The sequence below is a fragment of the Lysobacter sp. A286 genome (genome assembly GCF_054052105.1).
Map to the genome: position 1 here is coordinate 75,414 of NZ_JBSVRJ010000004.1, position 24,998 is coordinate 100,411.

25 protein-coding genes are annotated in these 24,998 nt (G+C 64.6%); 10 read left to right on the forward strand and 15 right to left on the reverse strand.

Annotated elements, in window-relative coordinates; translation table 11 throughout:
- Positions 1-84 precede the first annotated feature (84 nt).
- Positions 85-861, forward strand: coding sequence for a pteridine reductase (locus ACW7G0_RS13165; protein WP_456990282.1), 777 nt, complete (start codon positions 85-87; stop codon positions 859-861).
- Here the strand turns inward: ACW7G0_RS13165 and folK are convergent.
- From folK to tsaD, 4 genes are all read right to left on the reverse strand, one after another.
- Entirely contained in the window at positions 858-1,340 is a 483-nt protein-coding gene (folK, locus tag ACW7G0_RS13170) for a 2-amino-4-hydroxy-6-hydroxymethyldihydropteridine diphosphokinase (protein WP_456990284.1), read from the reverse strand. The genes ACW7G0_RS13165 and folK overlap by 4 nt on opposite strands.
- Positions 1,337-2,695, reverse strand: coding sequence for a mechanosensitive ion channel family protein (locus ACW7G0_RS13175; RefSeq protein WP_456990286.1), 1,359 nt, complete (start codon positions 2,693-2,695; stop codon positions 1,337-1,339). The genes folK and ACW7G0_RS13175 overlap by 4 nt, the downstream gene beginning before the upstream one ends.
- Positions 2,692-3,057 (reverse strand): dihydroneopterin aldolase, encoded by a 366-nt coding sequence (gene folB, locus ACW7G0_RS13180; protein WP_456990288.1) that lies wholly within the window; start codon positions 3,055-3,057, stop codon positions 2,692-2,694. The genes ACW7G0_RS13175 and folB overlap by 4 nt, the downstream gene beginning before the upstream one ends.
- Before the next feature lie 66 nt (positions 3,058-3,123).
- Positions 3,124-4,146, reverse strand: coding sequence for a tRNA (adenosine(37)-N6)-threonylcarbamoyltransferase complex transferase subunit TsaD (gene tsaD, locus ACW7G0_RS13185; RefSeq protein ID WP_456990290.1), 1,023 nt, complete (start codon positions 4,144-4,146; stop codon positions 3,124-3,126).
- A 172-nt stretch (positions 4,147-4,318) separates the two neighbouring features.
- On the opposite strand from tsaD, the gene rpsU reads away from it, so the two are divergent.
- The 6 genes from rpsU to ACW7G0_RS13215 all read left to right on the forward strand — a co-directional run bounded on the left by rpsU (position 4,319) and on the right by ACW7G0_RS13215 (position 9,382).
- Positions 4,319-4,534, forward strand: a complete 216-nt coding sequence (gene rpsU, locus ACW7G0_RS13190; protein WP_456963092.1) for a 30S ribosomal protein S21 — start codon at positions 4,319-4,321, stop codon at positions 4,532-4,534.
- Between the two features lie 142 nt (positions 4,535-4,676).
- A complete protein-coding gene (locus tag ACW7G0_RS13195; RefSeq protein ID WP_456990292.1) occupies positions 4,677-5,123 on the forward strand; it encodes a GatB/YqeY domain-containing protein in 447 nt (148 codons plus the stop codon).
- A gap of 77 nt (positions 5,124-5,200) precedes the next feature.
- The gene (locus ACW7G0_RS13200) at positions 5,201-6,232 is read left to right on the forward strand and encodes a YihY/virulence factor BrkB family protein (RefSeq protein ID WP_456990293.1); all 1,032 of its coding nucleotides are present in this window, start codon (positions 5,201-5,203) and stop codon (positions 6,230-6,232) included.
- 96 nt (positions 6,233-6,328) lie between these two features.
- Entirely contained in the window at positions 6,329-8,056 is a 1,728-nt protein-coding gene (gene dnaG / locus ACW7G0_RS13205; protein ID WP_456990295.1) for a DNA primase, read from the forward strand.
- 78 nt (positions 8,057-8,134) lie between these two features.
- Entirely contained in the window at positions 8,135-8,680 is a 546-nt protein-coding gene (locus tag ACW7G0_RS13210; protein ID WP_456990297.1) for a DUF2058 domain-containing protein, read from the forward strand.
- A 78-nt stretch (positions 8,681-8,758) separates the two neighbouring features.
- Positions 8,759-9,382 (forward strand): hypothetical protein, encoded by a 624-nt coding sequence (locus ACW7G0_RS13215; protein WP_456990299.1) that lies wholly within the window; start codon positions 8,759-8,761, stop codon positions 9,380-9,382.
- Here ACW7G0_RS13215 and cyoE read toward each other — a convergent pair whose 3' ends face one another.
- Genes cyoE through ACW7G0_RS13235 form a run of 4 tightly spaced genes read right to left on the reverse strand, consistent with a single transcriptional unit; the run spans position 9,383 to position 12,869 of the window.
- Positions 9,383-10,303 carry a heme o synthase gene (cyoE, locus tag ACW7G0_RS13220; protein ID WP_456990301.1) on the reverse strand — a complete coding sequence of 307 codons (921 nt, stop codon included), beginning with the start codon at positions 10,301-10,303 and terminating at the stop codon, positions 9,383-9,385.
- Between the two features lies 1 nt (position 10,304).
- The gene (locus tag ACW7G0_RS13225; RefSeq protein WP_456990302.1) at positions 10,305-11,474 is read right to left on the reverse strand and encodes a COX15/CtaA family protein; all 1,170 of its coding nucleotides are present in this window, start codon (positions 11,472-11,474) and stop codon (positions 10,305-10,307) included.
- 52 nt (positions 11,475-11,526) lie between these two features.
- Positions 11,527-12,135 carry a hypothetical protein gene (locus ACW7G0_RS13230; protein ID WP_456990304.1) on the reverse strand — a complete coding sequence of 203 codons (609 nt, stop codon included), beginning with the start codon at positions 12,133-12,135 and terminating at the stop codon, positions 11,527-11,529.
- Positions 12,132-12,869, reverse strand: a complete 738-nt coding sequence (locus ACW7G0_RS13235; RefSeq protein WP_456990306.1) for an SURF1 family protein — start codon at positions 12,867-12,869, stop codon at positions 12,132-12,134. The genes ACW7G0_RS13230 and ACW7G0_RS13235 overlap by 4 nt, the downstream gene beginning before the upstream one ends.
- A gap of 81 nt (positions 12,870-12,950) precedes the next feature.
- On the opposite strand from ACW7G0_RS13235, the gene ACW7G0_RS13240 reads away from it, so the two are divergent.
- A complete protein-coding gene (locus ACW7G0_RS13240) occupies positions 12,951-13,157 on the forward strand; it encodes a twin transmembrane helix small protein (protein WP_456963082.1) in 207 nt (68 codons plus the stop codon).
- A 142-nt stretch (positions 13,158-13,299) separates the two neighbouring features.
- On the opposite strand, the gene ACW7G0_RS13245 is transcribed toward ACW7G0_RS13240, so the two are convergent.
- The 5 genes from ACW7G0_RS13245 to coxB are packed head-to-tail and all read right to left on the reverse strand — an operon-like array spanning position 13,300 to position 17,557.
- Positions 13,300-14,178, reverse strand: coding sequence for a cytochrome c oxidase subunit 3 (locus ACW7G0_RS13245; RefSeq protein WP_456990308.1), 879 nt, complete (start codon positions 14,176-14,178; stop codon positions 13,300-13,302).
- A 38-nt stretch (positions 14,179-14,216) separates the two neighbouring features.
- Complete coding sequence (locus ACW7G0_RS13250) at positions 14,217-14,831, reverse strand: cytochrome c oxidase assembly protein (RefSeq protein WP_456990310.1); 615 nt, start codon at positions 14,829-14,831, stop codon at positions 14,217-14,219.
- Entirely contained in the window at positions 14,828-14,962 is a 135-nt protein-coding gene (locus ACW7G0_RS13255; RefSeq protein WP_456980404.1) for a hypothetical protein, read from the reverse strand. The genes ACW7G0_RS13250 and ACW7G0_RS13255 overlap by 4 nt, the downstream gene beginning before the upstream one ends.
- A gap of 38 nt (positions 14,963-15,000) precedes the next feature.
- Entirely contained in the window at positions 15,001-16,617 is a 1,617-nt protein-coding gene (gene ctaD / locus ACW7G0_RS13260; protein WP_456990313.1) for a cytochrome c oxidase subunit I, read from the reverse strand.
- Between the two features lie 43 nt (positions 16,618-16,660).
- Positions 16,661-17,557 (reverse strand): cytochrome c oxidase subunit II, encoded by an 897-nt coding sequence (coxB, locus tag ACW7G0_RS13265; protein WP_456990315.1) that lies wholly within the window; start codon positions 17,555-17,557, stop codon positions 16,661-16,663.
- 336 nt (positions 17,558-17,893) lie between these two features.
- Between coxB and putA the strand changes: the two genes are divergently transcribed.
- The gene (gene putA, locus ACW7G0_RS13270; RefSeq protein ID WP_456990317.1) at positions 17,894-21,121 is read left to right on the forward strand and encodes a bifunctional proline dehydrogenase/L-glutamate gamma-semialdehyde dehydrogenase PutA; all 3,228 of its coding nucleotides are present in this window, start codon (positions 17,894-17,896) and stop codon (positions 21,119-21,121) included.
- A 119-nt stretch (positions 21,122-21,240) separates the two neighbouring features.
- Here the strand turns inward: putA and ACW7G0_RS13275 are convergent, their stop codons facing one another.
- Positions 21,241-22,590, reverse strand: coding sequence for an OmpP1/FadL family transporter (locus tag ACW7G0_RS13275; RefSeq protein ID WP_456990319.1), 1,350 nt, complete (start codon positions 22,588-22,590; stop codon positions 21,241-21,243).
- 227 nt (positions 22,591-22,817) lie between these two features.
- On the opposite strand from ACW7G0_RS13275, the gene ACW7G0_RS13280 reads away from it, so the two are divergent.
- Positions 22,818-23,510, forward strand: coding sequence for a rhomboid family intramembrane serine protease (locus tag ACW7G0_RS13280; RefSeq protein ID WP_456963074.1), 693 nt, complete (start codon positions 22,818-22,820; stop codon positions 23,508-23,510).
- A gap of 21 nt (positions 23,511-23,531) precedes the next feature.
- Here the strand turns inward: ACW7G0_RS13280 and ACW7G0_RS13285 are convergent, their stop codons facing one another.
- Positions 23,532-24,950 carry a S41 family peptidase gene (locus tag ACW7G0_RS13285; RefSeq protein WP_456990321.1) on the reverse strand — a complete coding sequence of 473 codons (1,419 nt, stop codon included), beginning with the start codon at positions 24,948-24,950 and terminating at the stop codon, positions 23,532-23,534.
- Positions 24,951-24,998: the final 48 nt, after the last annotated feature.

Genomic DNA, 24,998 nt, shown 5'->3' on the forward strand with positions numbered 1-24,998 from the left:
GTTGACGGAGCTCGCTTGGCATTGGACATCCCAGTCGCGCAGGATAGCGGTTCACCCACCAATGCTGGCTGATTGCCTGCCGCCATGTCCCGACCCGTTGCCCTGATCACTGGAAGCGCCCACCGCATCGGTGCGGCCATTGCCCGCACCTTGCACGCGGCCGGTTACGACCTGGCACTGCATTACCGCCGTTCCGAGGCGGAGCTGGGCGTGCTGGTGGCCGAACTGGAGGCGACGCGTCCGCGCAGTACCCTGGTGCTACAGGCGGAGTTGGCCGATTTCGATCGTTTTCCGGAGATGATCGCGCGAACGATTGGTCGCTTCGGCCGCCTGGACGCGCTGGTCAACAATGCTTCCGGCTTCCGGGCCACGCCGGTCGGCCAGGCCACGCCCGCGCAGTGGGACGAGCTGTTTGCCAGCAACGCCCGCGCGCCATTCTTCCTCGCCCAGGCCGCAGCGCCCCATCTGGCCGCTGCCGGCGGTGCCATCGTCAACATGACCGATATCCACGCCGAGCGCCCACTGCCGGAACACACGATCTACTGCATGGCAAAGGCGGCACTGTTGATGGCCACCAAGTCGCTGGCGCTGGAACTGGGCCCGCAGGTGCGCGTCAACGCGGTCTCGCCCGGCGCGATCCTGTGGCCGCAGGACCCGACCGACACGGCTACCGCACCGTCGACGAACGGTGACGCCGCCTCCCTCACCACGGCGCAGCAGGCGAAACTCGCGCGCACGCCACTGGCCCGCACTGGCACGCCGGCGGAAGTCGCTGAAGCCGTGCGCTGGTTGCTACAGGACGCAAGCTACTGCACCGGACAAGTGCTGTATCTGGACGGTGGCCGGATGCTGGCCGGCTAAAGCTCGATCACTTCCATCGGCAGGTCGTGGTCCTCGTGCATCGCCCACAACTCGGCCAGGGTGTGACCATCACCGGGCACTACCGTGTCGGCGGCGATATCGGCCAACGGCTTCAGCACGAATGCGTGCTTCAGTTCCGGCCTGGGAATACGCAGGTTGCCTGCGCCCTCCATGACCCGGTCGTCAAACAACACCACGTCGATATCCAGGCTGCGATCTCCGTAGCGTGGGCCGCTGCGGTCGCGGCCGTGGGCATCTTCGAGTGCGTGCAACCAATCGTTCAACGCGTCCGGTTCAAGATCGGTCTGGATCACGGCGGCCGCGTTGTAGAAGTCGCTGCCTTCGAAACCTACCGCGCGGGTGCGGTAGGTCGGTGACAGCCTGAGCACCTCGAAGCGCTCGTGCAACGCGGCGATTGCCTCGCGCAGATGCCGCGCCGGGTCCAGGTTGCTGCCCAGGCTCAGATACGCCCGGCTCATGCGCGGTCCGGTTGTGCCGGGCGGGTGTCGGAATCTGCAGGACGGCCATAGGTGTCGATATCGGCATCGGCGGCGGCCGCCGCCACAGCCGCGGTATTGACCACACCGCGCGGATGACCGCCCAGGCCGGCAATCATGTCGGCACCACTGGGCTGCTGGAACAGGCGCAGGCCGAACTCGGGCAGCACGGCCAGCAGATGATCGAAGATATCGCCCGCCAGGTTCTCGTACGCCACCCAGCCGACATCGGCGGAGAAACAGTAGACCTGCATCGGCAAGCCAGTCGGGCCGGGGTCTTGCTGACGCACGATCAGGGTCATGTCCTGGTTCACCCCCGGGTGGGCGCGCAGGTAGGCCGTGACGTAGGCGCGGAAGGTGCCCAGGTTGGTCGCGCGGCGGTTGTTGACAGGGTCCTTGCCGGCCGCCTGCAGCTTGGCGTTGTACGCCTCCAGCTCCTCACGCTGGGTATCCAGGTAATCGTCGATGAGCGCGATACGACGCAGGCTGGTTCGCTCCTCGGGGCTCAGGAAGCGCACCGAGGACTGGTCCAGCAGCAATGACCGCTTGATCCGTCGCCCGCCCGATTGCTGCATCCCCCGCCAATTGCGGAAGCTCTCGCTGATCAGTTTGTGGGTCGGGATGGTGCTGATCGTCTTGTCCCAGTTCTGCACCTTGACGGTATGCAGGCTGATGTCGATCACGTCGCCGTCGGCGTTCTGGCTGGGCATCTCGATCCAGTCGTCAACCCGCAGCATGTCGTTGCTGGCCAACTGCACGCTGGCCACCAACGACAAGATGGTGTCCTTGAACACCAGCATCGTCACCGCAGTCATCGCCCCCAGGCCAGTCAGCAGGATCCCCGGGTTCTTGTTGATCAGCGCAGCGATGATCAACACTGCGGCAATCACGTACACCACCAACTTGACCAGTTGCAGGTAGCCCTTGATCGGCCGTTCGCGTGCGTAGCGGCTATTGGCCTGGTAGATATCGTTGAGCGCGTCCAGCAGGTTGCCGACCGCCATGGCCAGGGTCAGCGCGACATAGGCCCAGGCGACATTGCGTATCACCGCATCCACGACTTCGGGCAAGCCCGGTACTGCACCCACCCCGGCCAGCAGCACCAGTGCCGGGACCACGTTGGCCAGCCGCGCCAGCACCCGGCGCGACATGATCGCGTCGTCCCAATGCGACGGCGAAAGCCGGGCCACCCGGGCCACGATCTTCAGCAGTACCTGACGGGTGAGCCAATTGGCGATCCATGCCGTGAGCACGAGAAGCACGACGCCAAGCACGGTCGGGGCATACGGGATGGCAAGCACCGGCTGCAGGAATTCGGGATAGGTGATTGGATTCATCCGTGCAGGGTACCGGCCGCTCGCTCGATCATCACCCCCACCGCACGTGCGCCACGCACGGCGCCGGGCTTGCTCAGTTTGAGTTTGACCTGCTGCACACCGAACTCCTCCAGGATGATCGACGCCACCCGTTCGGCCAGGGTCTCCACCAGGCCAAAGTCGGATTGCGATACGTACTCGACGACCCGCTTGCTGACGGCCTTGTAATTGAGCGTATCGCCGATGGCATCGGTTGCCGCCGGGATCTTGTTGTCGAACGCCATCTCGATATCAAATACCAGCGGCTGGCGGATCCGCCGCTCCCAGTCATATATGCCAATCAGTGCGTCGATCTGCAGCCCTTCGATGAATACCTTGTCCATTGCGTTCCCGTGCCTTGGGCAGCGCCATCGCGGCGCGTACCGGAGTGATGGAGGTGTGGTGGGCCGTCAAACTGCCGGCAGGGCCGCCATGTCCCAGCGGGGTGCGACCGTCACGGCGGCATCCGCGTGTTGCCCGGCTTGCAGTCGCAGCGCGCCGGCAAAGGCGATCATGGCGCCGTTGTCGGTGCAGAACTCCGGCCGCGGGAAGCTGACCCGGCCACCGCGGCTGGAGGTCATCTGGTCAAGCCGGGCCCGCAACCGCCGGTTGGCGCCGACGCCGCCGGCCACCACCAGGGTTTGGCAACCCGTCACTTCCAGGGCACGCTCGCATTTGATCGCCAGCGTATCGACCACGGCGTCCTCGAACGCGCGCGCGATATCGGCACGCACCTGGTCGGACTGGTCGCTGTCACGCCACGCCAGCATCACCTGGGTTTTCAGGCCACTGAAGCTGAAATCCAGCCCGGGCCGGTTGGTCATCGGCCGCGCGAACTTGTATGCCCCCGCGGTGCCCTGCTCCGCCAGCGCAGCCAGCTGTGGCCCACCCGGGTAGGGCAGGCCCATCAGCTTGGCGGTCTTGTCGAAGGCCTCGCCGGCCGCGTCGTCCAGGGTCTCGCCGAGCAGGCGATAGCTCCCGATGGCGTCCACGGCAACCAACTGGGTATGGCCGCCCGAGACCAACAACGCCACAAACGGCGGCTCCGGGCGTCCGCGTGGATCATCCTCCAGCAACGGCGCCAGCAAGTGACCTTCCATGTGGTGGACCGCGACCGCCGGCTTGTCCAGGGCCCAGGCCAGCGCGCGCGCGACCCCGGCGCCAACCAGCAACGCGCCGACCAGGCCCGGACCGGCGGTATAGGCCACCCCGTCGATATCCTCGACCGTCATCCCTGCCTCGTCCAGGGTCTGCCGGATCAGCGGCAGCAGCTTGCGCACGTGGTCCCGGCTGGCCAGCTCGGGAACCACCCCGCCGTACTCGGCATGAAGCGCTATCTGGCTGTACAGCGCGTGCGCGAGCAAGCCGGTAGCCGTGTCGTACACGGCCACGCCGGTCTCGTCACAACTGGTTTCGATACCCAGGACTCTCACGGCAATGGCAGCTCGAACGAAGAAGGAGGACAATCAGGGTACGCCAGCAGCCCCTTTTACGCGGCGTACTCCCGCATTCAGCCGGCCCGGACTTGCGTCCGTCCCTCGCGCCTCGCTATCATATGCGGCTCGCCTGGATCTGCCAGGCAGTTCACCCGAACCGAGATTCCGTATGCCCGCCGTCAAAGTCCGCGAAAACGAGCCCTTCGAGTTTGCCCTGCGTCGCTTCAAGCGCACCTGCGAGAAAGCCGGCGTACTCGCCGAGACCCGCAAGCGTGAGTACTACGAAAAGCCGACCCAGGAGCGCAAGCGCAAGGCTGCCGCTGCGGTGAAGCGTCAATCCCGCCGCGCCGCGCGCGACGTGACCAAGCGCCAGCGCCTGTATTGATCGATTGCTGATCGAGTCGTTGATCAATTTTCGATCGATTGGCTGATCAGGGATACTTGCACCAAGCCGGCCGCGCCGTCATGCGCAGCCGGCTTTTTGCGTTGGCATCGTTTCCACCTCCCCACACTCACAAGGCGCCGTCATGACCCTCAAGCAGCAACTTACCGATGACATGAAAGCCGCAATGAAGAGCGGCGACAAGCAGGGCCTCGGCGTGATCCGTCTGATGCTGGCGGCGCTGAAACAAAAGGAAATCGACGAGCGCATCGAGCTGAACGATGCCCAGGCGCTGGTCATCCTCGACAAGATGGTCAAGCAGCGCCGCGACTCGGTCACCCAGTTCGAAGCCGCCAGCCGCGAAGACTTGGCCGTCATCGAGCGCGACGAGATCGTGGTGATTGAGCGCTACCTGCCGGCCAAGCTGTCCGAGTCTGCGGTCATCGCCGCAATTGATGCCGCCGTGGCGGAAACCGGTGCTGCCGGCCCTGCCGACATCGGCAAGCTGATGGGCGTGCTCAAACCGAAGCTCGCCGGCCAGGCGGACATGGGCCTGGTGTCGAAGCTGGTGAAGCAACGCCTGAGCGCCTGAAGGTCTCGCCCACGCGATGCTAACCCGCGCTCATCGATACTGTCCGGGACGTTCTCCGCGTCGCTGATGAACGCTGCATGCCGACCTCCGACCGCAACGCCGACGAATCTGCCGCGCCCGTCCTGCCGAGGCCCTTGAAGGCGCACGGGGAAACCCCCGACCCGGAGCTCATCGATCGCATCCACGGGCTGCAGGCCCGACTGGAGCAGAGTTGGCCTGCCAAGTTCGTCCGCCGGTTCATCGACTACGACATCCTCGCGCTGGCCGCGGCATTGGCGTTTTACACCTTGTTGTCGCTCGCTCCGCTGGTGGTGTTGCTGTTGTGGCTGACGACCGCGCTGTACCCGGCGGCGCAGGATGAGTTCTTCCACCAGGTCGGCATGCTGGTGGGGCCCCAGGTCGAGGACACGGCGCGGCTGATCGTGGCCAACGCCGAGCAGCAACCGGACACCGGTTCATTTTCCGCACTGCTCAGCGTCGGCGCGTTGCTGATTGGCGCCTCCATCGTCTTTGGCCAATTGCAGTCGGCGCTCAACCGGGTTTTCCGCAGCGACGCCAAACACCTGGGCGGCCTGCTGAGCTGGCTCCGCAAGCGGTTGCTGTCATTCGGGATGGCACTGGGAGTGGGTTTCTTGCTGGTGGTATCGATGGCGGCGCAGGCCGCAATGGCGATACTGATGCGTTGGCTGCCGGACCTGCTGCCGGTATTCGCCGCGGCGGTGTCCTTCCTGCTCTATATGCTGGTGTTTTCATTGATCTACCGGCTGCTGCCGGACCGTCCCGTCAGTCGACGACGTGCGCTGTTCGGGGGCGCGCTCACGGCCGGACTTTTCATGCTGGGCCGTTGGGCGATCGGCCTGTACCTGGGCCAAGCCACCCTGGGCAACGCCTATGGGCCGGCCGGCGGGCTGGTGGTGATGCTGGTGTGGTTGTACTACTGCGCGATGGTGTTCATGACCGGCGCGCTGATCACCGCGATGCTGGACGAGCATGCGCGGGTCAAGGGCCGCTTGATGGACGAACAATCCCGGGCCATGAACGCCTCTGCGCCGGACGAGACCGGCTTCGCTACGGACGAACCACCGCCCGCCGGCGCCAGCAACACCTGACACCATTCTCTTGCCGGCAAGCGGAACAACCGCTGCGGTGGCATCCTAGTCCTACCACTCACTTTCGATCATGGATGTCCGCCAGGACAACGCTGCATGGCCCGCATCCCCGACGCATTCATCGATGACCTGCTCGCCCGCTCCGACATTGTCGAGCTGGTTGGCGCGCGGGTGCCATTGAAGCGCCAAGGCAAGGAATACTCGGCGCGCTGCCCGTTCCACGACGAGCGCTCGCCCAGCTTCACCGTCTCGCCAACCAAGCAGTTCTACCACTGCTTCGGCTGCGGCGCCCATGGCACCGCGATCAGCTTCCTGATGAACTACGACCGGCTCGAATTCCTCGATGCGGTCGACGAGCTGGCCAAGCACGCCGGCATGGAAGTGCCGCGTGATACCCGGCAACGCAACGCCAATCCCGATGGCCAGGCCCTGTTTGACGCAATGGCGGCGGCGGCAACCTTCTTCCAGCAGCAACTGGCCGACAGCGCGAAGGCGCGGACTTACCTGGACGGGCGCAGCGTGGATGCCGAGACCCGCGCGCGCTTCCACATCGGTTACGCGCCGGATGGCTTCAATGCCCTGCGCGACGCGTTGGGGACCGATCAGCGCCAGACCAGCCTGCTCGAGCGCGGCGGCCTGTTCTCCAAAAGCGACAGCGGCCGCATCTACGACAAGTTCCGTGACCGGGTGATGTTCCCGATCCACGACCGTCGCGGCCGCGCCATCGGCTTCGGTGGGCGTGTGCTGGATGCCGACGCCAACCCCAAATACCTGAACTCGCCAGAGACCGAGCTGTTCCACAAGGGCCGCGAGCTGTATGGCCTGTGGCAGGTACGGCAGGCCCACAACAAGATCCCCCGGCTGATCGTGGTCGAAGGCTACATGGACGTGGTCGCCTTGTTCCAGCACGGCGTCGACACCGCGGTGGCCACCCTGGGCACCGCGACCACGCCCGACCACGCCGAGCTGTTGTTCCGCAACGCGGCGGACGTGTATTTCTGTTTCGACGGCGATCGCGCCGGCCGGGCAGCGGCCTGGCGCGCAGTCGAATCGATATTGCCGCGCATGAAGGACGGGCGCCAGGGATTCTTCCTGTTCCTGCCCGATGGCGAGGATCCCGACAGCATCGTTCGCCGCGAGGGTGCCAATGGCTTCGACCAGCGTTGCCAGGCCGCCACGCCGCTGTCGCAGTATCTGTTCGACTCGTTGTCCAGCGACGTCAACCTGGGCACCCTGGAAGGCAAGGGCCGGCTGGCCGAGCGTGCCAAACCCCTGCTCGCGCAGATCCCCGATGGCGCGTTCGCCGACCTGATGCAGCAACGGCTGACCGAGCTGACCGGCGTCGGCGCTCGCACCAGCACCACCACGACCCATGTGCCGGTACAGCGCGCCCGCGCCGGCCATGGGCGCGCCACCCCGCGCCGCAGCCTGGTGCGCAGTGCCATCCTGCTGCTGCTGCAACAGCCCGCACTGGCGCTGGAGCTGGAACCGCCCTTTCGCTTTGCGGCGTTACAGCAACCCGGCATCGACCTGTTGGTCGATCTGCTGGGCCTGGTCTATGAGCGTCCCGACATTGGTACCGGCGCGCTGGTCGAGCACTTCGCCGGCCGCCAGGAGCATGAGTCATTGCAGAAGCTGGCGGCCGTCTCGCTGCCGGGCGACGAGAGCACGCTGCGCAAGGAACTGCTCGACACCATCGCCCAGCTCAACCGCCAGACCCTGCAGCAACGCGTCGACGAGTTGCAAGCCCAACGGCACGAAAGCGGCTTGAGCGATGACGACAAGGACGAACTGCGCGGATTGCTGCTGGCCCGCCTCAGCTAGCCCGGGATGCCAGCGGGGCTTGTTCCACGATAACGCTACAATCATTACCCCCCTTCACGGAACCACGGTCTTTTTATTATGCGCACCCCCTTGCAGGAGCAGCTGCTGAAGGCTGGCCTGGTCAAGAAGGACAAGGTGGCCAAGGCAGTTCGCGAACAGACGCGGCAGCGCCATGGCCGCAGCACTGCGACACCGGATGCCCCGCCGGTAGACACCCGCCAGCTGCAGGAACAGCGCGCCGAGCGTGATCGCGCGCTGGCGGCCGAACGCAATGCACAGGCCCACAGTGCCGAGCTGCGGGCGCAGGTCCGACAGATCGTCGATAGCCACAAGGTCGCGCGCGAAGGCGAGATTGCCTACCGCTTCAACGACGACGGCGCGATCAGGAACGTGCTGGTCAACGAGACCCTGCGCGCCCAGCTCGCCAAGGGTGCGCTGGTCGTTGTCCGCCACGGCCAGAGCTATGAATTGCTTCCCCGCGCGGCCGCCGACAAGGTCCATTCGCGCGATCCGTCGATGATCGTGCTCGACCATGGCCGCAAGGACATCGCCCAGACCGGCGGCGATGACGCGGACGACGAGTACTACCAGCGCTTCCCGGTGCCCGACGACCTGGTCTGGTGACGCTGCCGCAGGCTCGTTGACTCGACGACGACGCACGCACGTCTAGTCTGGACGGCGATGACGTACCGGAGAGATCACATGCCTGCGCGTGACCCCCGGCCAGGTCGGGCTGTGCGACTGGTAGCTTGCGCCCTTGCGGTTGCCGCGATCAGTGGCTGCAGCGGTAATCTGCCGGCATTCGACTTGCCCAACGCGCAGCGCCAAAACGACACCGGACACGCCGATGCGGTGGCGTCGGCGACGAAAACCGTCGCACTGCCCGTACCGGCGCTGACCACCGCAGCCATAAACCCGGCCGAAGACGCGTTGGCAGGCTTCCTGGCGGACCGGCAAGTGGAGCAGGTTCCGGCTTACCGTGAGGCACTTGTCGATCTTGACGGCGACGGCGCCGATGACCTGATGATGTTGCTGGAGGGTAGTCGCTGGTGCAGCGGCCAAGGCTGCTCGTTGCTGATCTTTCATGCGGCGCCCGAGGGAAATTTCCGTCTGGTCACCCGGACCACGAATACCCGGCCGCCGATCGCGATCAGTTCGCGTCGCCATCGGGGCTGGCATGATCTGTTCGTCGGCGTCGGTACCGATCCCGACCGCGTCGGCACGGTCGCGCTCCAGTTCAACGGCGACGGCTATCCGGCCGATCCATCGTTGTCGGCATTGCTGGCGACGCAATCGCCGTCTTCGGCACGCATCGTGATCGAGTGATCAGCCGAGCGCCTTGAACTCCATCAGTGCGGCGGGCTGCATGAGTGCCAGCAGCCAGTGGTCGACCAGCAGGAACCCAAACAACGCCATCAGGTACACGATCGAGAAGCCGAAGACCTTCATGGCGTAGGTCTCATCGGGCGGGTCCATCAACCGCCAGGCGTAATAGAGGAACGCCGCACCGAGCACCAGCGCGCCGCCCAGGTAGAACAGCCCACTCATGCCGGTGGCCCACGGCAACACCGTCACCAGCACCAGCAGCACGGTATAGAACAGGATCTGCCAGCGGGTGTACTGCACGCCGTGGGTGACCGGCAGCATCGGCACCATGGCCTTGCGATAGTCATCGCGGCGGAAGATCGCCAACGCCCAGAAATGGGGCGGCGTCCAGATGAAGATGATCAGCACCAGCAGCAATGCGTGCGGATCGAGCTGGCCGGTGACCGCCGTCCATCCAAGCGCGGGCGGCGCCGCGCCTGCGAGGCCACCGATCACAATGTTCTGCGGGGTCGCGTGCTTGAGGTACACGGTATAGATCACCGCATAGCCGATCATCGAGGCAAACGTCAGCGCCGCCGTCAGCACGTTGACCCACACCAGCAGGATCAGCATCGACAAACCCGCCAGTGCCAGCGCAAACAGCAGCGCCTGGCGCGGGGTCACCTGCCCAACCACGATCGGCCGCCACGAGGTGCGGACCATCTTGGCGTCAATGCGGGCATCCAGCAGCTGGTTGATGGTCGCTGCGGAAGCCGCCGCCAGCCAGATGCCCAGGAAGCCGAGCACGGACTCCTGCAGTGGCGGCAGCCCGGGCACCGCCAGGAACATGCCGATCGCCGCGGTGAAGATGATCAACGCCACCACGCGTGGCTTGGTCAGGTCCCAGTACTCGCGGCAGATCTGACGGAAGGTGTGGCTCATCTCACGGCTCCGGTGCGCGCAGCCGCGCCAACAGCGATACCAGCACGAACAGCAGCAGCACGGCGCCGGCGTTGTGCGACACCGCGGTCCACAACGGCAGGGCCAGTTTGACATTGGCGATGCCAAGGCTGACCTGGGCCAACAGCAATAGTCCCAGCAGGCTTCCCCAACCGCGCATGCCTGGCTTGCGCAACAGCACCCACGACACCCACAACAGGTAAATGGCCACCACCAGCGCCATCATCCGGTGCGCCATCTGGATCGCGATGCGCGATGCGCCGTCCAGCACGCCACCTTCGTAGTCCATGCCGATCCCACGCCACAACACGAACCCTTCGCGGAAATCAGTCGGTGGCCACCACTGGCCCACGCAGGTCGGAAAATCGGTGCCGCAGGCGAGCGCCGCGTAATTGGCACTGGTCCAGCCGCCCAACGCGATCTGCGTGCCCAGCAACACCAACCCGGCAATCATCAACGTCCGTAGCCGGGGCGCCTCGGCCAGCCGGATCGGCACGTTGGTCGCACGCCACGCCATCCACAACAACAGCGAAAACGTCAGCAAGCCGCCCAACAAATGCCCCATGACCACGATCGGCTTGAGCAGCCAGGTCACCGTCCACATGCCTAATAGCGCCTGGAATATGATCACCGCCAGGGTGAGGGTCGCGGCCCGGGCCAGGTCCAGGTTGCTCCAGCGCAGCGCCGAGAACAGCAGCACGGTCTCTGCGACGATCGCCAACACCGTCGCGGCAACGTGTTGATCACGCATGTACAGCGGGATTGCGACCGCCACCATCACCGACGCGGCGACGACCCGGGTGATGCCGAACTTGCGTCGGCGGGCGGCCAGCAAGGCAAGGCCCAGGGTCAATACGCCCAATGCGCCGGCCACCATCCGGTGCAACTGCTCGCGCCACGCCTTGTCGACATTGACCGGCCGGATCTCGGCGGCGGCGTGGTCGGCACCCTGTCCGTCCTGCGTTGGCCATGCGGCATGGCCATAACAGGTCGGCCAGTCCGGGCAGCTCAGACCGGCATCGGACAAGCGCACAAATGCCCCGAACACGATCACCCCCAGCGCCAATGCCACCGCCAGCCAGGCGAGGCGATGGAAGTGCCGTGCTGGCCGCAGATGAGTCGAGTGGCTGGCGGGGTTGTGTGATGCGGTCATTGGGTTCCCTTGGTCGATACCGGTTCCGGGCCCGGAACGGTAACGACCGTATTCAGATCAGTTTGAACAGCGTGGCCAGGTCGGAGCGCAAGCCGCCGGCATCGAAACCGGGCTCGAAGCGCATGATCACGAATCCATTGGGATCGATCACATACACTGGCACGCCGGCGGGATCATCCACGCCCGGCAACCCCGCGCGCAACCGCGGATCCGGCTGCAGCTGCCGCAGCGTGCGAGGCAACGCCACCGCGGCGGGCGGCATGCAACCCGGGGAGTCACAGATCCACAGGATGTGGAGGCGGTCCGCGTCCTTGCCAAACAGCCGCCACACCTTGTCCAGGTCGCGTGCAAGCTCGGCACACTCCGCGCCACAGTCCGTTGGCGGCGCCAGGGCAATGCGCCAAGTGCGGGCATCCGGATTCCACTCATACGTGCCGCCGTCCACCAACTGCGGAATGACTTCGCGCAGGTCCGTCGGCGGCTGCAGCACTTCACCGTGGTTCTTGCTGCCTTCGGGTTGCCAACCGGAGAACCGCAGGAAGCCGGCAACCGCCGCGCTGCCGAAGAACAGGACAAATATCGCGACCAGCATGATGCGGTTGCGGTTGCGCGACTTGATGTCGATATCCTGTGGTTTGGCGGGCGGTTGTGGGCTGGTCATGGCGTATCGGCCTTGGGGTTGTGCTTGCGCGGTTTGCGGAAAGTAACGATGAGGGCAGTGGCCAGCACCGCCAGCGCCAATGCGAACCACTGCAGTGCGTAGGCGCGATGTTTGTCGGGCGTGAGCGTGTTGGCAAGCAGCGCCAAGTCGCGCTCATACCCCAGCGGCGAGGCCGGATCCAGGCGCAATACCCGCGGCGCGAGAGGCAGGTCGATCGCCGACCCGATAGCCGCGATATCCACCCGGGTCAGCAGCCAACTGCCGCCGTCACGCACCAGTCCGGGGCCCATCGGGATCCCGGTGGCTGGCGGCGGCACCAGCAACCCTTGCAGGCTGATCGTGCCTTCTGGCCGGGCAATGGCCGGCAACGTGCGGTCGGCCGGCAACGGCAACCAGCCCAGGTCGACCAGCAGGGGGGCGCCTTGTTCGGGCAGGAACACCCGATATGCGTTTACGCCGACGTGGCCCTCGCGCTGCTGGTTGTCGAGCAGCAATGGCGGGCGCGACGCGAACTCACCGCGGCCCGCGGCCCAATCGTAAGTTTCCAGACGGCTCTCGTCGGTTGCCAGGCCAAGTGGATGACGTTCACGCGTGGCCAGCACCTGCGCGGCGGCATCCAGCATTCCCTGCTTCTGGACCGCTCGATGCAGCTGCCAGTTGCCCAGGTTGACGAACAGTACAATGACGGCCATCGCCGACAGCCAACCAACGACCAATGTGTGGCGTCGGCTCACGTCTTATCCATCACAACTTGCGATAATCCACCCACGTCGACTCCCGCGCCGGGCTGGTCGCAAACACGCCGGAGCAAATTGATGAAGACCCTGGTGATCATCGGCTTCCTGGTTTTGATTGTCTGGAACCTCGGTGCCGCGCTTTACTACATGCTGGTCGACAAGGGCGAGAGCAAGCGAACCGTCAACGCATTGACCCGACGGGTCGCACTGTCCATTGCGATGATCTTGTTTGTGGCGGTCGCCGCAAAGATGGGGTGGATCCAGTTCCACTCCGTTGGGGGCTGAGGGGCTCGCCCAACCGATCGCCGGTGGTGGGCAGGCCGCTTTACCCCCACCGCTGGAAGCTGGCATCACCCGCTTGTTGTGTGTAGGAGCGGGCTGGTGGCCGACCTGCCGCGACGTCCCGGAAGGATCGTGTGGATCGTGGTTACAGGACGTAGACGAACAGGAACAGCATCAGCCAGACCACGTCGACGAAGTGCCAGTACCACGCCACCGCCTCGAAACCAAAATGGTCGTCCGCGCTGAAGTGTCCCTTGAGGCAGCGGAACCAGATGATCAGCAGCATGATCGTGCCCAACGTCACGTGCGCGCCGTGGAAACCGGTCAGCAGGTAGAACGTGGAGCCGTATATGCCTGAACCCATCGTCAGATTCAGCTCGGCATAGGCGTGAGCGTATTCCTCGGCCTGGAAGAACAGGAACAGACAGCCCAGCAGCACCGTCAGGCCCAGGCCGACCAGCAACGCCTTGCGCTTGCCGGCCTTGAGCGCGTGATGCGCCGCGGTGAGGGTCACCCCCGAGCTCAGCAGGATCAATGTATTGACCAGCGGCAAGCCCCACGCCGGGACCGTCTGGTAAGCACCGCCGACCAAGCCTGGACCATTACTCGGCCAGCCCGTGGTAAAGCCGTCCCAGAGCAACGCATTGGTCATCGCGCCGTCGCCGGCACCGCCCAACCATTGCAGCGACAACTGGCGGGAGTAATACAGCGCACCAAAGAATGCGGCGAAGAACATCACTTCCGAGAAGATGAACCAGACCATCCCCATCCGGAATGACATGTCCACCTGGCGATTGTATTTGCCGCGCACCGACTCGCGGATGACGTCACCGAACCATCCAAACAGCACCCCGATCATCAACGCGACGCCGACGATGAAGGTCCAGCGCCCCCAGCTACTCTGGTTGAGCCAGCCACCGGCGCCAGTCATCATCACGAACAGGGCAACGGAGCCTAGGATCGGCCAGCGACTGTGGTGCGGGACGAAGTAGACGTTGGCGTCAGACGACTGGACTTGGGCCATGGAGATGGTTCCGTTATGCAATGGGTTCAATGGAGCAATCAGGGCGCTGAGACCGGCGTGGCCGAAACCGCGTGGGCACTGGATGCCAACTGCGCGGTGAGCTCAGGGTTCTTGAAAAACGTATACGACAGGGTGACGGTCTTGATGTCTTTGGGCAAATTGGGGTCGATGATGAACCGTACCGGCATGTCCCGGGTTTCGCCGGCGGCCATGGTCTGGGCGGTGAAGCAGAAGCATTCGGTCTTGCTGAAGTAGCGCGAAGCGCGTGCCGGCGCCACCGAGGGAACGGCGCTGCCGACTATCGCCCGATCACTATTGTTGCGCGCGAAATAAGTGGTCTCGTATTGCACGCCCGGGCGCACCTGCATGGTCGACTGGTTGGGATTGAAGCTCCAGGGCAACTTGGAATTCACCCCGCCGTCGAACTCCACGGTGATCATCCGGTCGACTGCGGCATTGGCGTCGGCGGTGTACTCGACGGCAGTATTGTCCAGCCGGATCCCGAAAACCTTCTCGCACGCGATCCGGTACAGCGGCACCAGACTGAAGCTGAAGGCGAACGCCACCGCAGCCGCGATCAGCATTTTGGCAAGGCCGGTCGACGCCTTGCGCGGCGGCGTCGATGGCGTCGATGGCTCGTGTCCGGCGTTCATTGCCTGAGTGCCGCAATCAGCATGAAACCGCCGTAGACCACCGCTGCAGCCACCGCCAGCCACAGTGCGGTACGCCGTGCGGCCTTGCGGCGCGCGGCGACATCATCACGTGGTGGCGGGGTCGGAGTCATGTTCAGTCCAGGTCGGGATCGCGCCGGATACGGGCGATTCAGTGGGTCACGTCACCGTGGGCCAGGTCTCCGTCACGGATTACCGGCGGTACGGTGAAGGTGTGGTGCGGCGCGGGGCTGGGCACGGTCCACTCCAGGCCACGGGCACCTTCCCAGACGCGCGCGGTTGCCTTGGCACCGTACTTCTTCGAGTGGCCGAGGATGAAGATCATCATGAACGGGGTCACGAACATCCCGAACGCGCCGATCGAGCTGATCAGGTTCCAGTCGGCGAACACCACGTTGTAGTCCGGGATGCGGCGCGGCATGCCGGCCAGGCCCAGGAAGTGCTGCGGGAAGAACAGCAGGTTGAGGAACACCATCGTCCACCAGAAGTGGAACTTGCCCCAAAACTCGTTGTACATCCGGCCCGTCCATTTGGGCCACCAGTAGTACACCGCCGAGATCAGCGCCACCACCGAGCCGGTCACCAGCACGTAATGGAAGTGGGCAACCACGAAGTAGGTGTCGTGGTACTGGAAGTCGGCTGGCACGATCGCGAGCATCAGCCCGGAGAAGCCGCCGATGGAGAACAGGATCACGAACGCCACCGCGAACAGCATCGGCGTCTCGAAGGTCATCGAGCCGCGCCACATGGTGGTAACCCAGTTGAAGATCTTCACCCCGGTCGGGATCGAGATCAGCATGGTGGCGTACATGAAGAACAGCTCGCCGCCCAACGGCATGCCGGCGGTGAACATGTGGTGCGCCCAGACAATGAACGACAGGAACGCAATCGCCGCCAGTGCATACACCATGGCCTGGTAGCCGAACAGCGGCTTGCGGCTGAAGGTCGGAATGACCTCCGAGACGATGCCGAACGCCGGCATGATCATGATGTAGACCTCGGGGTGGCCGAAGAACCAGAAGATGTGCTGGTACATCACCGGATCACCGCCACCGGCAGCGTTGAAGAACGAGGTCGCGAAGAACTTGTCGGTCAACAGCATGGTGACCGCACCGGCCAGCACCGGCATCACCGCAAGCAGCAGGAACGCCGTGATCAGCCAGGACCAGGTGAAGATCGGCATCTTCAGCAAGTCCATCCCTGGCGCGCGCATGTTGAGCACGGTGGCGATGACGTTGATCGCGCCCATGATGGAGCTGACGCCCATCATGTGGATGGCGAAGATCTGGAAAGCCACGTTGGAACCGCCCTGCAACGACAGCGGCGGGTACATCGTCCAGCCGCCACCCATCGCGCCACCCGGCAGGAACAGGGTCATCAGCAACATCGCGAACGCGAACGGCAGGATCCAGAACGACCAGTTGTTCATGCGCGGCAGCGCCATGTCCGGCGCACCGATCTGCAACGGGATCATCCAGTTGGCCAGGCCGACGAACGCCGGCATCACCCCGCCGAAGATCATCACCAATCCGTGCAACGCGGTCATCTGGTTGAAGAACTGCGGGTCGACGAACTGCAGCCCGGGTTGCGCCAGTTCACTGCGGATGACGATCGAGAACGCCGCACCGATAAGGAACATGATGAAGCTGAACAGCAGGTACAGGGTCCCGATGTCCTTGTGGTTGGTGGAAAGCAGCCAACGCTGGACGAACCCTTGCTGGGGACCGTGGTCATCGTGCTGATCAGTGACGGGGTACGTGGCAGCCATGGCCTACCTCTGGATTCGTGTGATGTAAAAGCCGGCGGGCCGGTCAGCCAGCGACCGCGACAGCGGCCGGGGCATCGGTTTCGGGTTCGGGAGTTGCCTGGGGTGCTTCCGGGGTGTCGGTAGCGGTTGCAGCAGGTTCGGTCGGCGCCTCGCCGCCCTTCTGGGCGGCAAGCCACTGCTCGAACTCGGCTTTGGGCAGTGCCTTGACCACGATCGGCATGAAGCCGTGGTCCTTGCCGCACAACTCGGCGCATTGGCCGCGGTAGACACCCGGGGTGGAAATGTCGGCCCAGGCCTCATTGATGATGCCCGGCACCGCGTCCTGCTTCCAACCCAATGCCGGCACCCACCATGAGTGAATCACGTCGTCAGCGGTAATCACGAACCGGATCTTGGTATCGACGGGCACCACCAGCGGGTTGTCGACATCCAGCAAGTAGTACGGATGAACGGTATCGGCATCGCGTGGATCCAGGCCACTTTGGCGGATGCGATCACTTTCGCGGTCCATCCGGCTGGTGAAACTGACGTCCTCGCCAAGGTACTCGTACTCCCACATCCACTGGTAGCCGGTGACCTTGACGGTCATCTCCGAATCGCGCGTGTCGTACATGTCGACCAGCTTGAAGGTTGCCGGGGTCGCCATCAGGACCAGCAGGATCACCGGGATCACCGTCCACAGCGTCTCCAGCTTGGTATCGTGGGTGAATGATGTGTCCGCCACCGCGCCGCGCGACTTCCGGAACCGGAACATCGCCACGCCCATGGCGACGAACACCAGCAGGCCGATTCCCGCGCAGATCCACAGCACCATCATATGGGCTTCATACGCGTTGTTGGACAGGTGGGTGACACCGCGGCCCATGTTGAGCTGCCAGCGGTGCGGGTCCGCACTCTGCGCAAACGCCCACATCGGCGCAGCCATGGCGACAAGCCCCATGGCGCACTGTTTGACACGACCGGATTTCATCAATTTGAGCCCCGCATTCCGCTTGTTGATCATGATTATCTTAGGTCCTGCTCCACGAGCTGCCCCGGCCTGCATCCGGCACCGGGATGCCGAAACGACCCGCGACGGAATGATTGACGGGCCCACCGGGACCCATCCCGCCAGTGACTACGTTACCGAAAGCCTTCAAAGGGTATCCGCCAGGACGATTTGCAGCAAGCGAATCACGCCCATGGTGACTTCGACCATGACTTAAGTTATCCAGCGCGCGCGCGTGTTTAACCATAGACTATCGGGCCCTCCCCCCCACCGCCGCTTGCGGACCCGATGACCAACAGATCCCCCTCCCTGGACGCTTCGCTGCCGTTGCGCACTTTGATCAGTCCCGAATTACCGGCTATGCCCGGCAGTGCGCGTGCAGCGATCACCGCCGGTTGGCGGCGTGACGAGACCGACCACGTGAATGCGCTGGCTGAGCGGGCCCGTTTGCCGGATACCGCCCGCGCCACAACCCAGGCGCTGGCCACCGACCTGGTGCAGCGGGTACGCGCCCGGGCCCATGAGCAAGGCGTGGTCGAGGCCTTCATGCGCCAGTACGACCTGGGCAGCGAGGAAGGGGTGTTGCTGATGTGTGTCGCCGAGGCACTGTTGCGGATTCCCGACCAGCTCACCACCGACAAGCTGATCCGCGACAAGCTGGGTGAAGCCGACTGGAAGCGCCACATGGGCCAGTCCCATTCGATGCTGGTCAACGCCTCGACCTGGGGCCTGATGCTGACCGGCAAACTGGTCGAGCTGGCTGATGACACCAAGCGCGACGCTCACAATGCCTTCAAACGGCTGGTGGGACGCATTGGCGAGCCGGTGATCCGGCTGGCCGTGCGCCAGGCGATGGAAATCATGGGCCACCAGTTCGTCATGGGCCGGACCATGGCCGAGGCCCTGGCCCGCGCCCGCAAGGGCGTCAACAGCAGCTATCGCTATAGCTATGACATGCTCGGCGAGGCCGCGTTGACCGACGTTGATGCACTGCGCTATCTCGACGCCTACCGCCAAGGCATCCAGGCGATCGGCAGCAGCGCCGATTACCGCAGCGACGACATCTTCGCGACCCCCAGCATCTCGGTAAAACTCTCCGCACTGCATCCGCGCTACGAGCACCCCAAGCGTGCCCGGGTGCTGGCCGAGTTGACCCCGCGGGTACTGGAACTGGCCCAGCTTGCCAAGCATCACGGTATCGGCTTGACGGTGGATGCCGAGGAAGCCGATCGACTGGAGCTGTCACTGGACGTGTTCGCCGGCGTCTACCGCGATCCGTCCCTTGACGGATGGGATGGCTGCGGGTTGGCGATCCAGGCGTATCAGAAGCGTGCACCGGAGGCGATTGAATTCATCGTCGATCTCGCCCGCCAGGTGGGTCGCCGGATCCCGGTACGGCTGGTCAAGGGCGCGTACTGGGACACCGAGATCAAGCGCGCCCAGGTCGATGGCTACCCCGGATTCCCGGTATTCACCCGCAAGCCAAACACCGACGTGTCGTATCTGGCTTGCGCGCGCCAGATGCTGCAGGCCACCGACGCGATCTATCCGATGTTCGCCACCCACAACGCGCAGACCATTGCCGCGGTCCACACCATGGCGGGCCTGGGCGGGCGCCGGGTCGATTTCGAGTTCCAGAAGCTCCATGGCATGGGAGATGACCTGTATGCCGAGGTGATCCCGGCGGATCGCCTGGATGTTCCGTGCCGCGTGTATGCGCCGGTCGGCAGCCACGAAGACCTGCTGCCCTACCTGGTCCGGCGCTTGCTGGAAAATGGCGCGAACTCCAGCTTCGTCAACAGCATCACCGACGAGAGCGTCCCCATCGACCAACTCGTCCGCGATCCACTGGATACGGTGGCCGGGTTTGACACCATTTCGCACCCCAACATTCCGCTGCCGGTCGACCTGTTCCGGAGTCACGCAGCCTCGATGAAATATTGCAACAGGAGCAACTCCATGGGTGTCAACCTTGCCAACGACGACCAGTTGCGGACGCTGGCCGAACAGGTCAACGCCGCGGTGCGCAATGACTGGTACGCAGAACCGTTGGTACCCGGCGCGACGCTGACCGGCGAGCGCGTGCCGGTGACCAATCCGGCCGACCTGCGCGAGGTCGTCGGCCAGTGGCTTCCGGCCGACGCCGCCGTGGTCGAGCAGGCGCTGCAGAATGCCGTCGCTGCGCACCCCCGATGGGATGCGACCCCGGCGGCCGATCGCGCCACGATCCTGGAGCGTGCCGCCGACCTGCTTGAGTCGCGCATGGCCCAGTTCATCGCGATGTGCACCAAGGACGCCGGCAAGACCATTGCCGATGGCGTCGGCGAGGTCCGCGAGGCGGTCGACTTTCTGCGCTACTACGCCGCCCAGGCGCGCACGATGTTCACCCCGGAGCCGCTGCCCGGCCCCACCGGGGAGACCAACGTGCTGCACCACGGTGGCCGCGGCGTGTTCGTCTGCATCAGCCCGTGGAACTTCCCGCTGGCGATCTACATCGGCCAGGTCGCCGCTGCCCTGGCCACCGGCAATAGCGTGCTGGCCAAGCCGGCCGAGCAGACCAACCTGGTCGGCTACTACGCGACCCGGCTGATGCACGAAGCCGGCGTGCCCGAAGATGTGCTGCAATTCCTTCCCGGCGATGGCATCACCGTCGGCGCCGCGCTGACCAGTGATCCACGCGTGGCGGGTGTTGCTTTCACCGGCTCCAACGAGACCGCCGCGGCGATCAACCGCGCCCTGGCGGGACGTGAAGGCGCGCTCGGCGTGCTGATCGCCGAGACCGGCGGCCAGAACGCGTTGATCGCCGACTCCTCCGCCCTGCCCGAGCAACTGGTCAAGGACGCACTGTCGTCGGCCTTTACTTCCGCCGGGCAACGCTGCTCCGCCGCGCGCGTGCTGTTCGTCCAGGACGACATCGCCGATACGGTGGTTACCATGCTGGCCGGTGCCATGGCCGAGTTGAAGGTGGGCGATCCCGGCCTGCTGTCGACTGACGTGGGGCCGGTAATCGACAAGGACGCGTTGAAGATGCTGGAAGACCATGCCGAGCGCATGGACCGCGAGGCGACACCGATCGCAACCGGCGACATGGGGCCTGAGACCGCCCACGGCACCTTCTTCGCCCCGCGCGCCTATGCTCTGGATTCGCTGGACCAGCTGAAGCAGGAGATCTTCGGCCCGGTGCTGCACGTGATCCGCTGGAAGGCGGACCAGCTCGATGCGGTCATCGCCGCCATCAACGCGACTGGCTACGGGCTGACCTTGGGCATTCACTCGCGTATCGATGCCACGGTGGATAGGATTTCCAGCCGTATCAAGGTCGGTAACTGCTACGTCAACCGCAACCAGATCGGTGCGGTGGTCGGGGTGCAGCCGTTCGGCGGCCATGGCCTGTCCGGCACCGGCCCCAAGGCCGGCGGTCCACAATACCTGCCGCGTTTTACCACCGAGAAGACGATCACCATCAATACCACCGCGTCCGGCGGCAATGCGTCACTGTTGACCCTGGGCGAATAAGCCTGGCGAAACACCGCGGCCCGGCACGGGGGCGACGTCTGCAACCGCTGTATTGACGTCTCCGCAGCAACAAAAAACCCCGCCGAAGCGGGGTTTTTTGTTGGTTCAATATCGATCGATCAGAAGCGGTACTGGGCCGAGATGCCGTACAGGTTGGCACCGCCGTCAAACTCGCCAAACAGGCGCTGGCCACCGGCCTGCGGCGGGGTGATCAGGCCAATCTGCGGGGTATCGGGCTCGATCCGTGCGTAGGCGAAGTTGATGTCAAGCGCATCGCTGATCTGCCAGGTCGCACCCAGGGTGTACCACTTGCGATCTTCGTCCGGCAAACGCGGGGTACGGGTCGCATAGGTGGTTGGGGTCTCGTCGATCGCATAACCCGCGCGCAGCGTCCAGGCCGGATTCAACTTGAACTCGCCGCCAAGCGACATGAAACGGGTGGTGTCCCAATCGAACGCTTCAACCGAATCCGGATCCGGGCCGTCAAAGTCGACACGGACTTCGTGCAACGACTCCCAACCGGTTTCCGCGTAGGTCACCATCGCCTTGGCGCGATCGGTGAAGTCATAGGCTACCGATACCGTGGTGGTTCCCGGAGTGGTCAACTTGGCGCTTACACCACCGTCCTGGAACAGCGCCGCGCGACCTACCGCGTCGAACGTGGCGCGGGCGTTGGCAGGCAGCGTCCAGTCCACGTCGCCACGCAGCTCGTAGTCGATCTCGGAGCGGTGTGAAAGCCCGATGGAGAGTTTGTCGGTCGGACGAAGATTGAAGCCCAGCACCCAGCCCATACCGGTGTCATCACCTTGCACGTCGGCAAAGCCATCGGCTCCCTGCGGACGTGCGAACGGCAACGGCACGCCGGCGCCATACAGGATGGTGCCGAAATCAACCGACTTGGACAGGGTCACGTCCGCGCTGGAATAGATCAGGCCGGCACCGATCGACAAGCGATCAGGGATCAGGTCGATCGCGGCGGAGACCGTCAGGTCGACGATCTGCACGTCCGAGGTGTGGGCGTAGTAGCGGCCTACCCAGTTGTCGTCATATTCGGTCTTCAGGCCGAACGGTGCATTGACCATCGCGCCCAGCGCCAGGCCATTGTCGAACTTGTGGACCAGCGACATCGACGGGATCGGGGTCACGCCACCGGCGTTGCCTCCGTTACCCCCGGTCAATGGCTGGCCAGCCAGATCGTAACCACCGCCCTTGAACTCGTAGCTCAGGTCGATGACGCTGACATCCGCTTGCACCGTGGTGCCTTCAAAGCTCGTCATCAATGCCGGGTTGTTGACCACCACCGAAGTGTCACCCTCGTTCGAAGCCGTGCCCGAGTAGGCCGCGCCCATGGCCTTGACACTGTTTTCCTTGAGCTGGAAGCCCGACGCGTTGGCCTGGCCCAGCGCGAACACGCCAGCGATACCCAAGGCCAGCGCCGACAGGCGTGTGATGCGGTGTACGTGGTGCATACGTGTAATCTCCAGTGACGTTATTTTTTCGGCGCGTCTGGAGCGCCGGTTTCGCCGGTCGCCGACGGATGCCGGGGCGCCGCCATACGGCACCGTCTGCACTATAGCGTGCCGATTAACCCCATGCTAACAAATGAGCATTGACCGCCCACAACCCCAGTTAAACATGAGGTTTCGCTTGTCTGACCAGCCTGATCGCGCTGCAACGCACACATCGGGACACTGACATGTTCGTTGCGATTCCATCACGCCAGAAGGCACCATTGCGCTGGGCCACCCCGTTGCTGTTTGCGGCCTTGTGGGGCAGCTTTACCTGGCTGACATTGTTGCCCGCGCCGGAACAACACCGCCTGCTGACGGAGTGGGGAGCACTGTCGGGTGGCCTGACCACCTCGATCGCCTGGGCGCAATCGCTGCCGGATGGCAGTCTGGTACGTTTGATCAGCGCGTTGTTCCTGCATGCCGACTGGGTCCACCTGCTGGGAAACCTGGTGTTCCTGCTGATCTTCGGACTTCCGGCCGAGCGCGCCATGGGCCCATGGCGATTCATGCTGTTGTTCCTGCTCGGCGGTGCCGTCGCCAATCTCGCGGCGGTGCTGTCGATTGCCACCCCTGACCGGTTGATCATCGGCGCCAGCGGCGCGGTGTCGGCGCTGATTGGCGCCTACCTGGCCTTGTTCCCCGGTGCCAGGCTCGGCTTGGTGGTGCCGCTGGGCGTTTTCCTGCAGTTTGTGAAGGTGCCCGCCGCGCTGTTGATCGGGATCTGGGCGTTGTTGCAGGTGGTATTCACCTTCATTGGTCCCGCATTCGGCGCGGTGGCCTGGTCCGCGCATCTGGCAGGTTTCGCCTTCGGCGGGGCGTTTGCGCTGCTTGCACGCGCAGGCATCGCCCGGCGACTGCGCCGCCGAAGCGGCTTCTGATCCCGGCAAGCGTGCGGGAGATCAGTGGGCGCTGACCGTCGCCGCCTCGGACGGCATCGCTGCCAGCCGCTTCAACTCCACCAGTGCGGCGGAGATCGGGGCCTCGCCATCGAGCACTTCACCGGCATGGACGCCAGGCTGATCGCCCTCGCCCTCCAGGTGCCCGGGCAGGCTGGCCTCGGTGTAGCGGGTCGCACGCGCATCATCGTCCTGCTTGTCAGCATGCAGGACGACATCGGGAACGATACCCAGCGCCTGGATCGATTTGCCACTGGGCGTGTAGTAACGCGCCGTGGTGAGCTTGACCGAATCGCCGTTGTCCAGCGGCAGCAGCGTCTGCACCGAGCCCTTGCCGAAGGTCCGGCTGCCGACCACCCGCGCCCGATGATTATCCGCCAGCGCACCGGCCAGCACTTCGGATGCGCTGGCCGAGCCGGCATCCACCAGGATCACCACCGGAGCGCCTTGCATGAGGTCGCCGGGAGTGGCGCTGAACACCGCGTCGCTGATCGGGATCCGCCCTCGCGTGCTGACGATCTCGCCGTCATCCAGCAGCGCGTCGGCAATCTGCACCGCGGCGGTCAGCAAGCCACCCGGATTGCTGCGCAAGTCCAGCACCAGCCCTTTCAGTTGGCCGCCTGACTGCTGGTTGAGCTGCTCAAGCTGACCCTCGAAATCTCCGGCAGTATCGGCCTGGAATGCACTCACGCGGATGTAGCCATAGCCCGGCTCAAGCATCCGGCTGCGGACGCTGGCGATGACTATGGTCTGGCGCTCAACGCTGATTTTCAACGGCTCGTCCTCGCCATCGCGCACCACCGTCAACTCGACCTTGGTACCCGGCTTGCCGCGCAACGAGCTGGCTTCCGCATCCGCGCTGGCCCTGAGCGGCACGCCATCCACGGCGACAATCAGGTCCCCGGCCTTGACCCCCGCCCGCGCCGCCGGCGTGTCGTCGATGGGGGCGATGACCCGCAAGGTGCCATCGGGCTGTGGGAATATTTCCACCCCGATGCCATCGTAGTTGCCACGTGATTGCTCATCGAAATTGTCCGCCGCATCGCCTTTCAGATAGGCGCTGTGCGGGTCCAGATCGAGCAGTAAGCCCTGGATCGCGGACTGCATCAGGTCATGGTCATCGACCGGCTCTACATAGGCGGCCTTGACGGCCTTGTACACCGCGACATAGCGGCGAATTTCGTCCAGCGGAATCTTCGACTCAGCGGCGGCATCGTCGCCGGCACGCGTGTCGTCCGAAGTGGCCGGCGCTGCCGGTGTTTCCTCGTCGACCGGGTCGGGTGGCAGCTCCACAGGTGGCTGGGCCGCGGGCGTTGGTTCGGCGGGGGTAGTCTGGTCCTGCGCGATAACCGCTGCGGAAGGTAGCGCCAACGCAACGGCAAGGGCGGCAGCAAGGACACTCGGGAGGTAACGCAAATGCATTGGGCGAACTCCAGGAACGATGGCTCCGGTGGCAACAATAAGCCCCAT

Coding starts and splice junctions, on each gene's coding strand:
- ACW7G0_RS13175 (WP_456990286.1), bottom strand. CDS start 2,695: ATGAATCCAATCACCTATCCCGAATTCCTGCAGCCGGTGCTTGCCATC.
- coxB (WP_456990315.1), bottom strand. CDS start 17,557: ATGGGGCTTGTCGCCATGGCTGCGCCGATGTGGGCGTTTGCGCAGAGT.
- ctaD (WP_456990313.1), bottom strand. CDS start 16,617: ATGGCTGCCACGTACCCCGTCACTGATCAGCACGATGACCACGGTCCC.
- ACW7G0_RS13225 (WP_456990302.1), bottom strand. CDS start 11,474: ATGACCGCATCACACAACCCCGCCAGCCACTCGACTCATCTGCGGCCA.
- folK (WP_456990284.1), bottom strand. CDS start 1,340: ATGAGCCGGGCGTATCTGAGCCTGGGCAGCAACCTGGACCCGGCGCGG.
- ACW7G0_RS13200 (WP_456990293.1), top strand. CDS start 5,201: ATGCCGACCTCCGACCGCAACGCCGACGAATCTGCCGCGCCCGTCCTG.
- ACW7G0_RS13215 (WP_456990299.1), top strand. CDS start 8,759: ATGCCTGCGCGTGACCCCCGGCCAGGTCGGGCTGTGCGACTGGTAGCT.
- ACW7G0_RS13165 (WP_456990282.1), top strand. CDS start 85: ATGTCCCGACCCGTTGCCCTGATCACTGGAAGCGCCCACCGCATCGGT.
- ACW7G0_RS13255 (WP_456980404.1), bottom strand. CDS start 14,962: ATGACTCCGACCCCGCCACCACGTGATGATGTCGCCGCGCGCCGCAAG.
- ACW7G0_RS13275 (WP_456990319.1), bottom strand. CDS start 22,590: ATGCACCACGTACACCGCATCACACGCCTGTCGGCGCTGGCCTTGGGT.
- folB (WP_456990288.1), bottom strand. CDS start 3,057: ATGGACAAGGTATTCATCGAAGGGCTGCAGATCGACGCACTGATTGGC.
- putA (WP_456990317.1), top strand. CDS start 17,894: ATGACCAACAGATCCCCCTCCCTGGACGCTTCGCTGCCGTTGCGCACT.
- ACW7G0_RS13250 (WP_456990310.1), bottom strand. CDS start 14,831: ATGAACGCCGGACACGAGCCATCGACGCCATCGACGCCGCCGCGCAAG.
- ACW7G0_RS13280 (WP_456963074.1), top strand. CDS start 22,818: ATGTTCGTTGCGATTCCATCACGCCAGAAGGCACCATTGCGCTGGGCC.
- ACW7G0_RS13240 (WP_456963082.1), top strand. CDS start 12,951: ATGAAGACCCTGGTGATCATCGGCTTCCTGGTTTTGATTGTCTGGAAC.
- ACW7G0_RS13230 (WP_456990304.1), bottom strand. CDS start 12,135: ATGACCAGCCCACAACCGCCCGCCAAACCACAGGATATCGACATCAAG.
- ACW7G0_RS13285 (WP_456990321.1), bottom strand. CDS start 24,950: ATGCATTTGCGTTACCTCCCGAGTGTCCTTGCTGCCGCCCTTGCCGTT.
- ACW7G0_RS13195 (WP_456990292.1), top strand. CDS start 4,677: ATGACCCTCAAGCAGCAACTTACCGATGACATGAAAGCCGCAATGAAG.
- cyoE (WP_456990301.1), bottom strand. CDS start 10,303: ATGAGCCACACCTTCCGTCAGATCTGCCGCGAGTACTGGGACCTGACC.
- rpsU (WP_456963092.1), top strand. CDS start 4,319: ATGCCCGCCGTCAAAGTCCGCGAAAACGAGCCCTTCGAGTTTGCCCTG.
- ACW7G0_RS13245 (WP_456990308.1), bottom strand. CDS start 14,178: ATGGCCCAAGTCCAGTCGTCTGACGCCAACGTCTACTTCGTCCCGCAC.
- dnaG (WP_456990295.1), top strand. CDS start 6,329: ATGGCCCGCATCCCCGACGCATTCATCGATGACCTGCTCGCCCGCTCC.
- ACW7G0_RS13210 (WP_456990297.1), top strand. CDS start 8,135: ATGCGCACCCCCTTGCAGGAGCAGCTGCTGAAGGCTGGCCTGGTCAAG.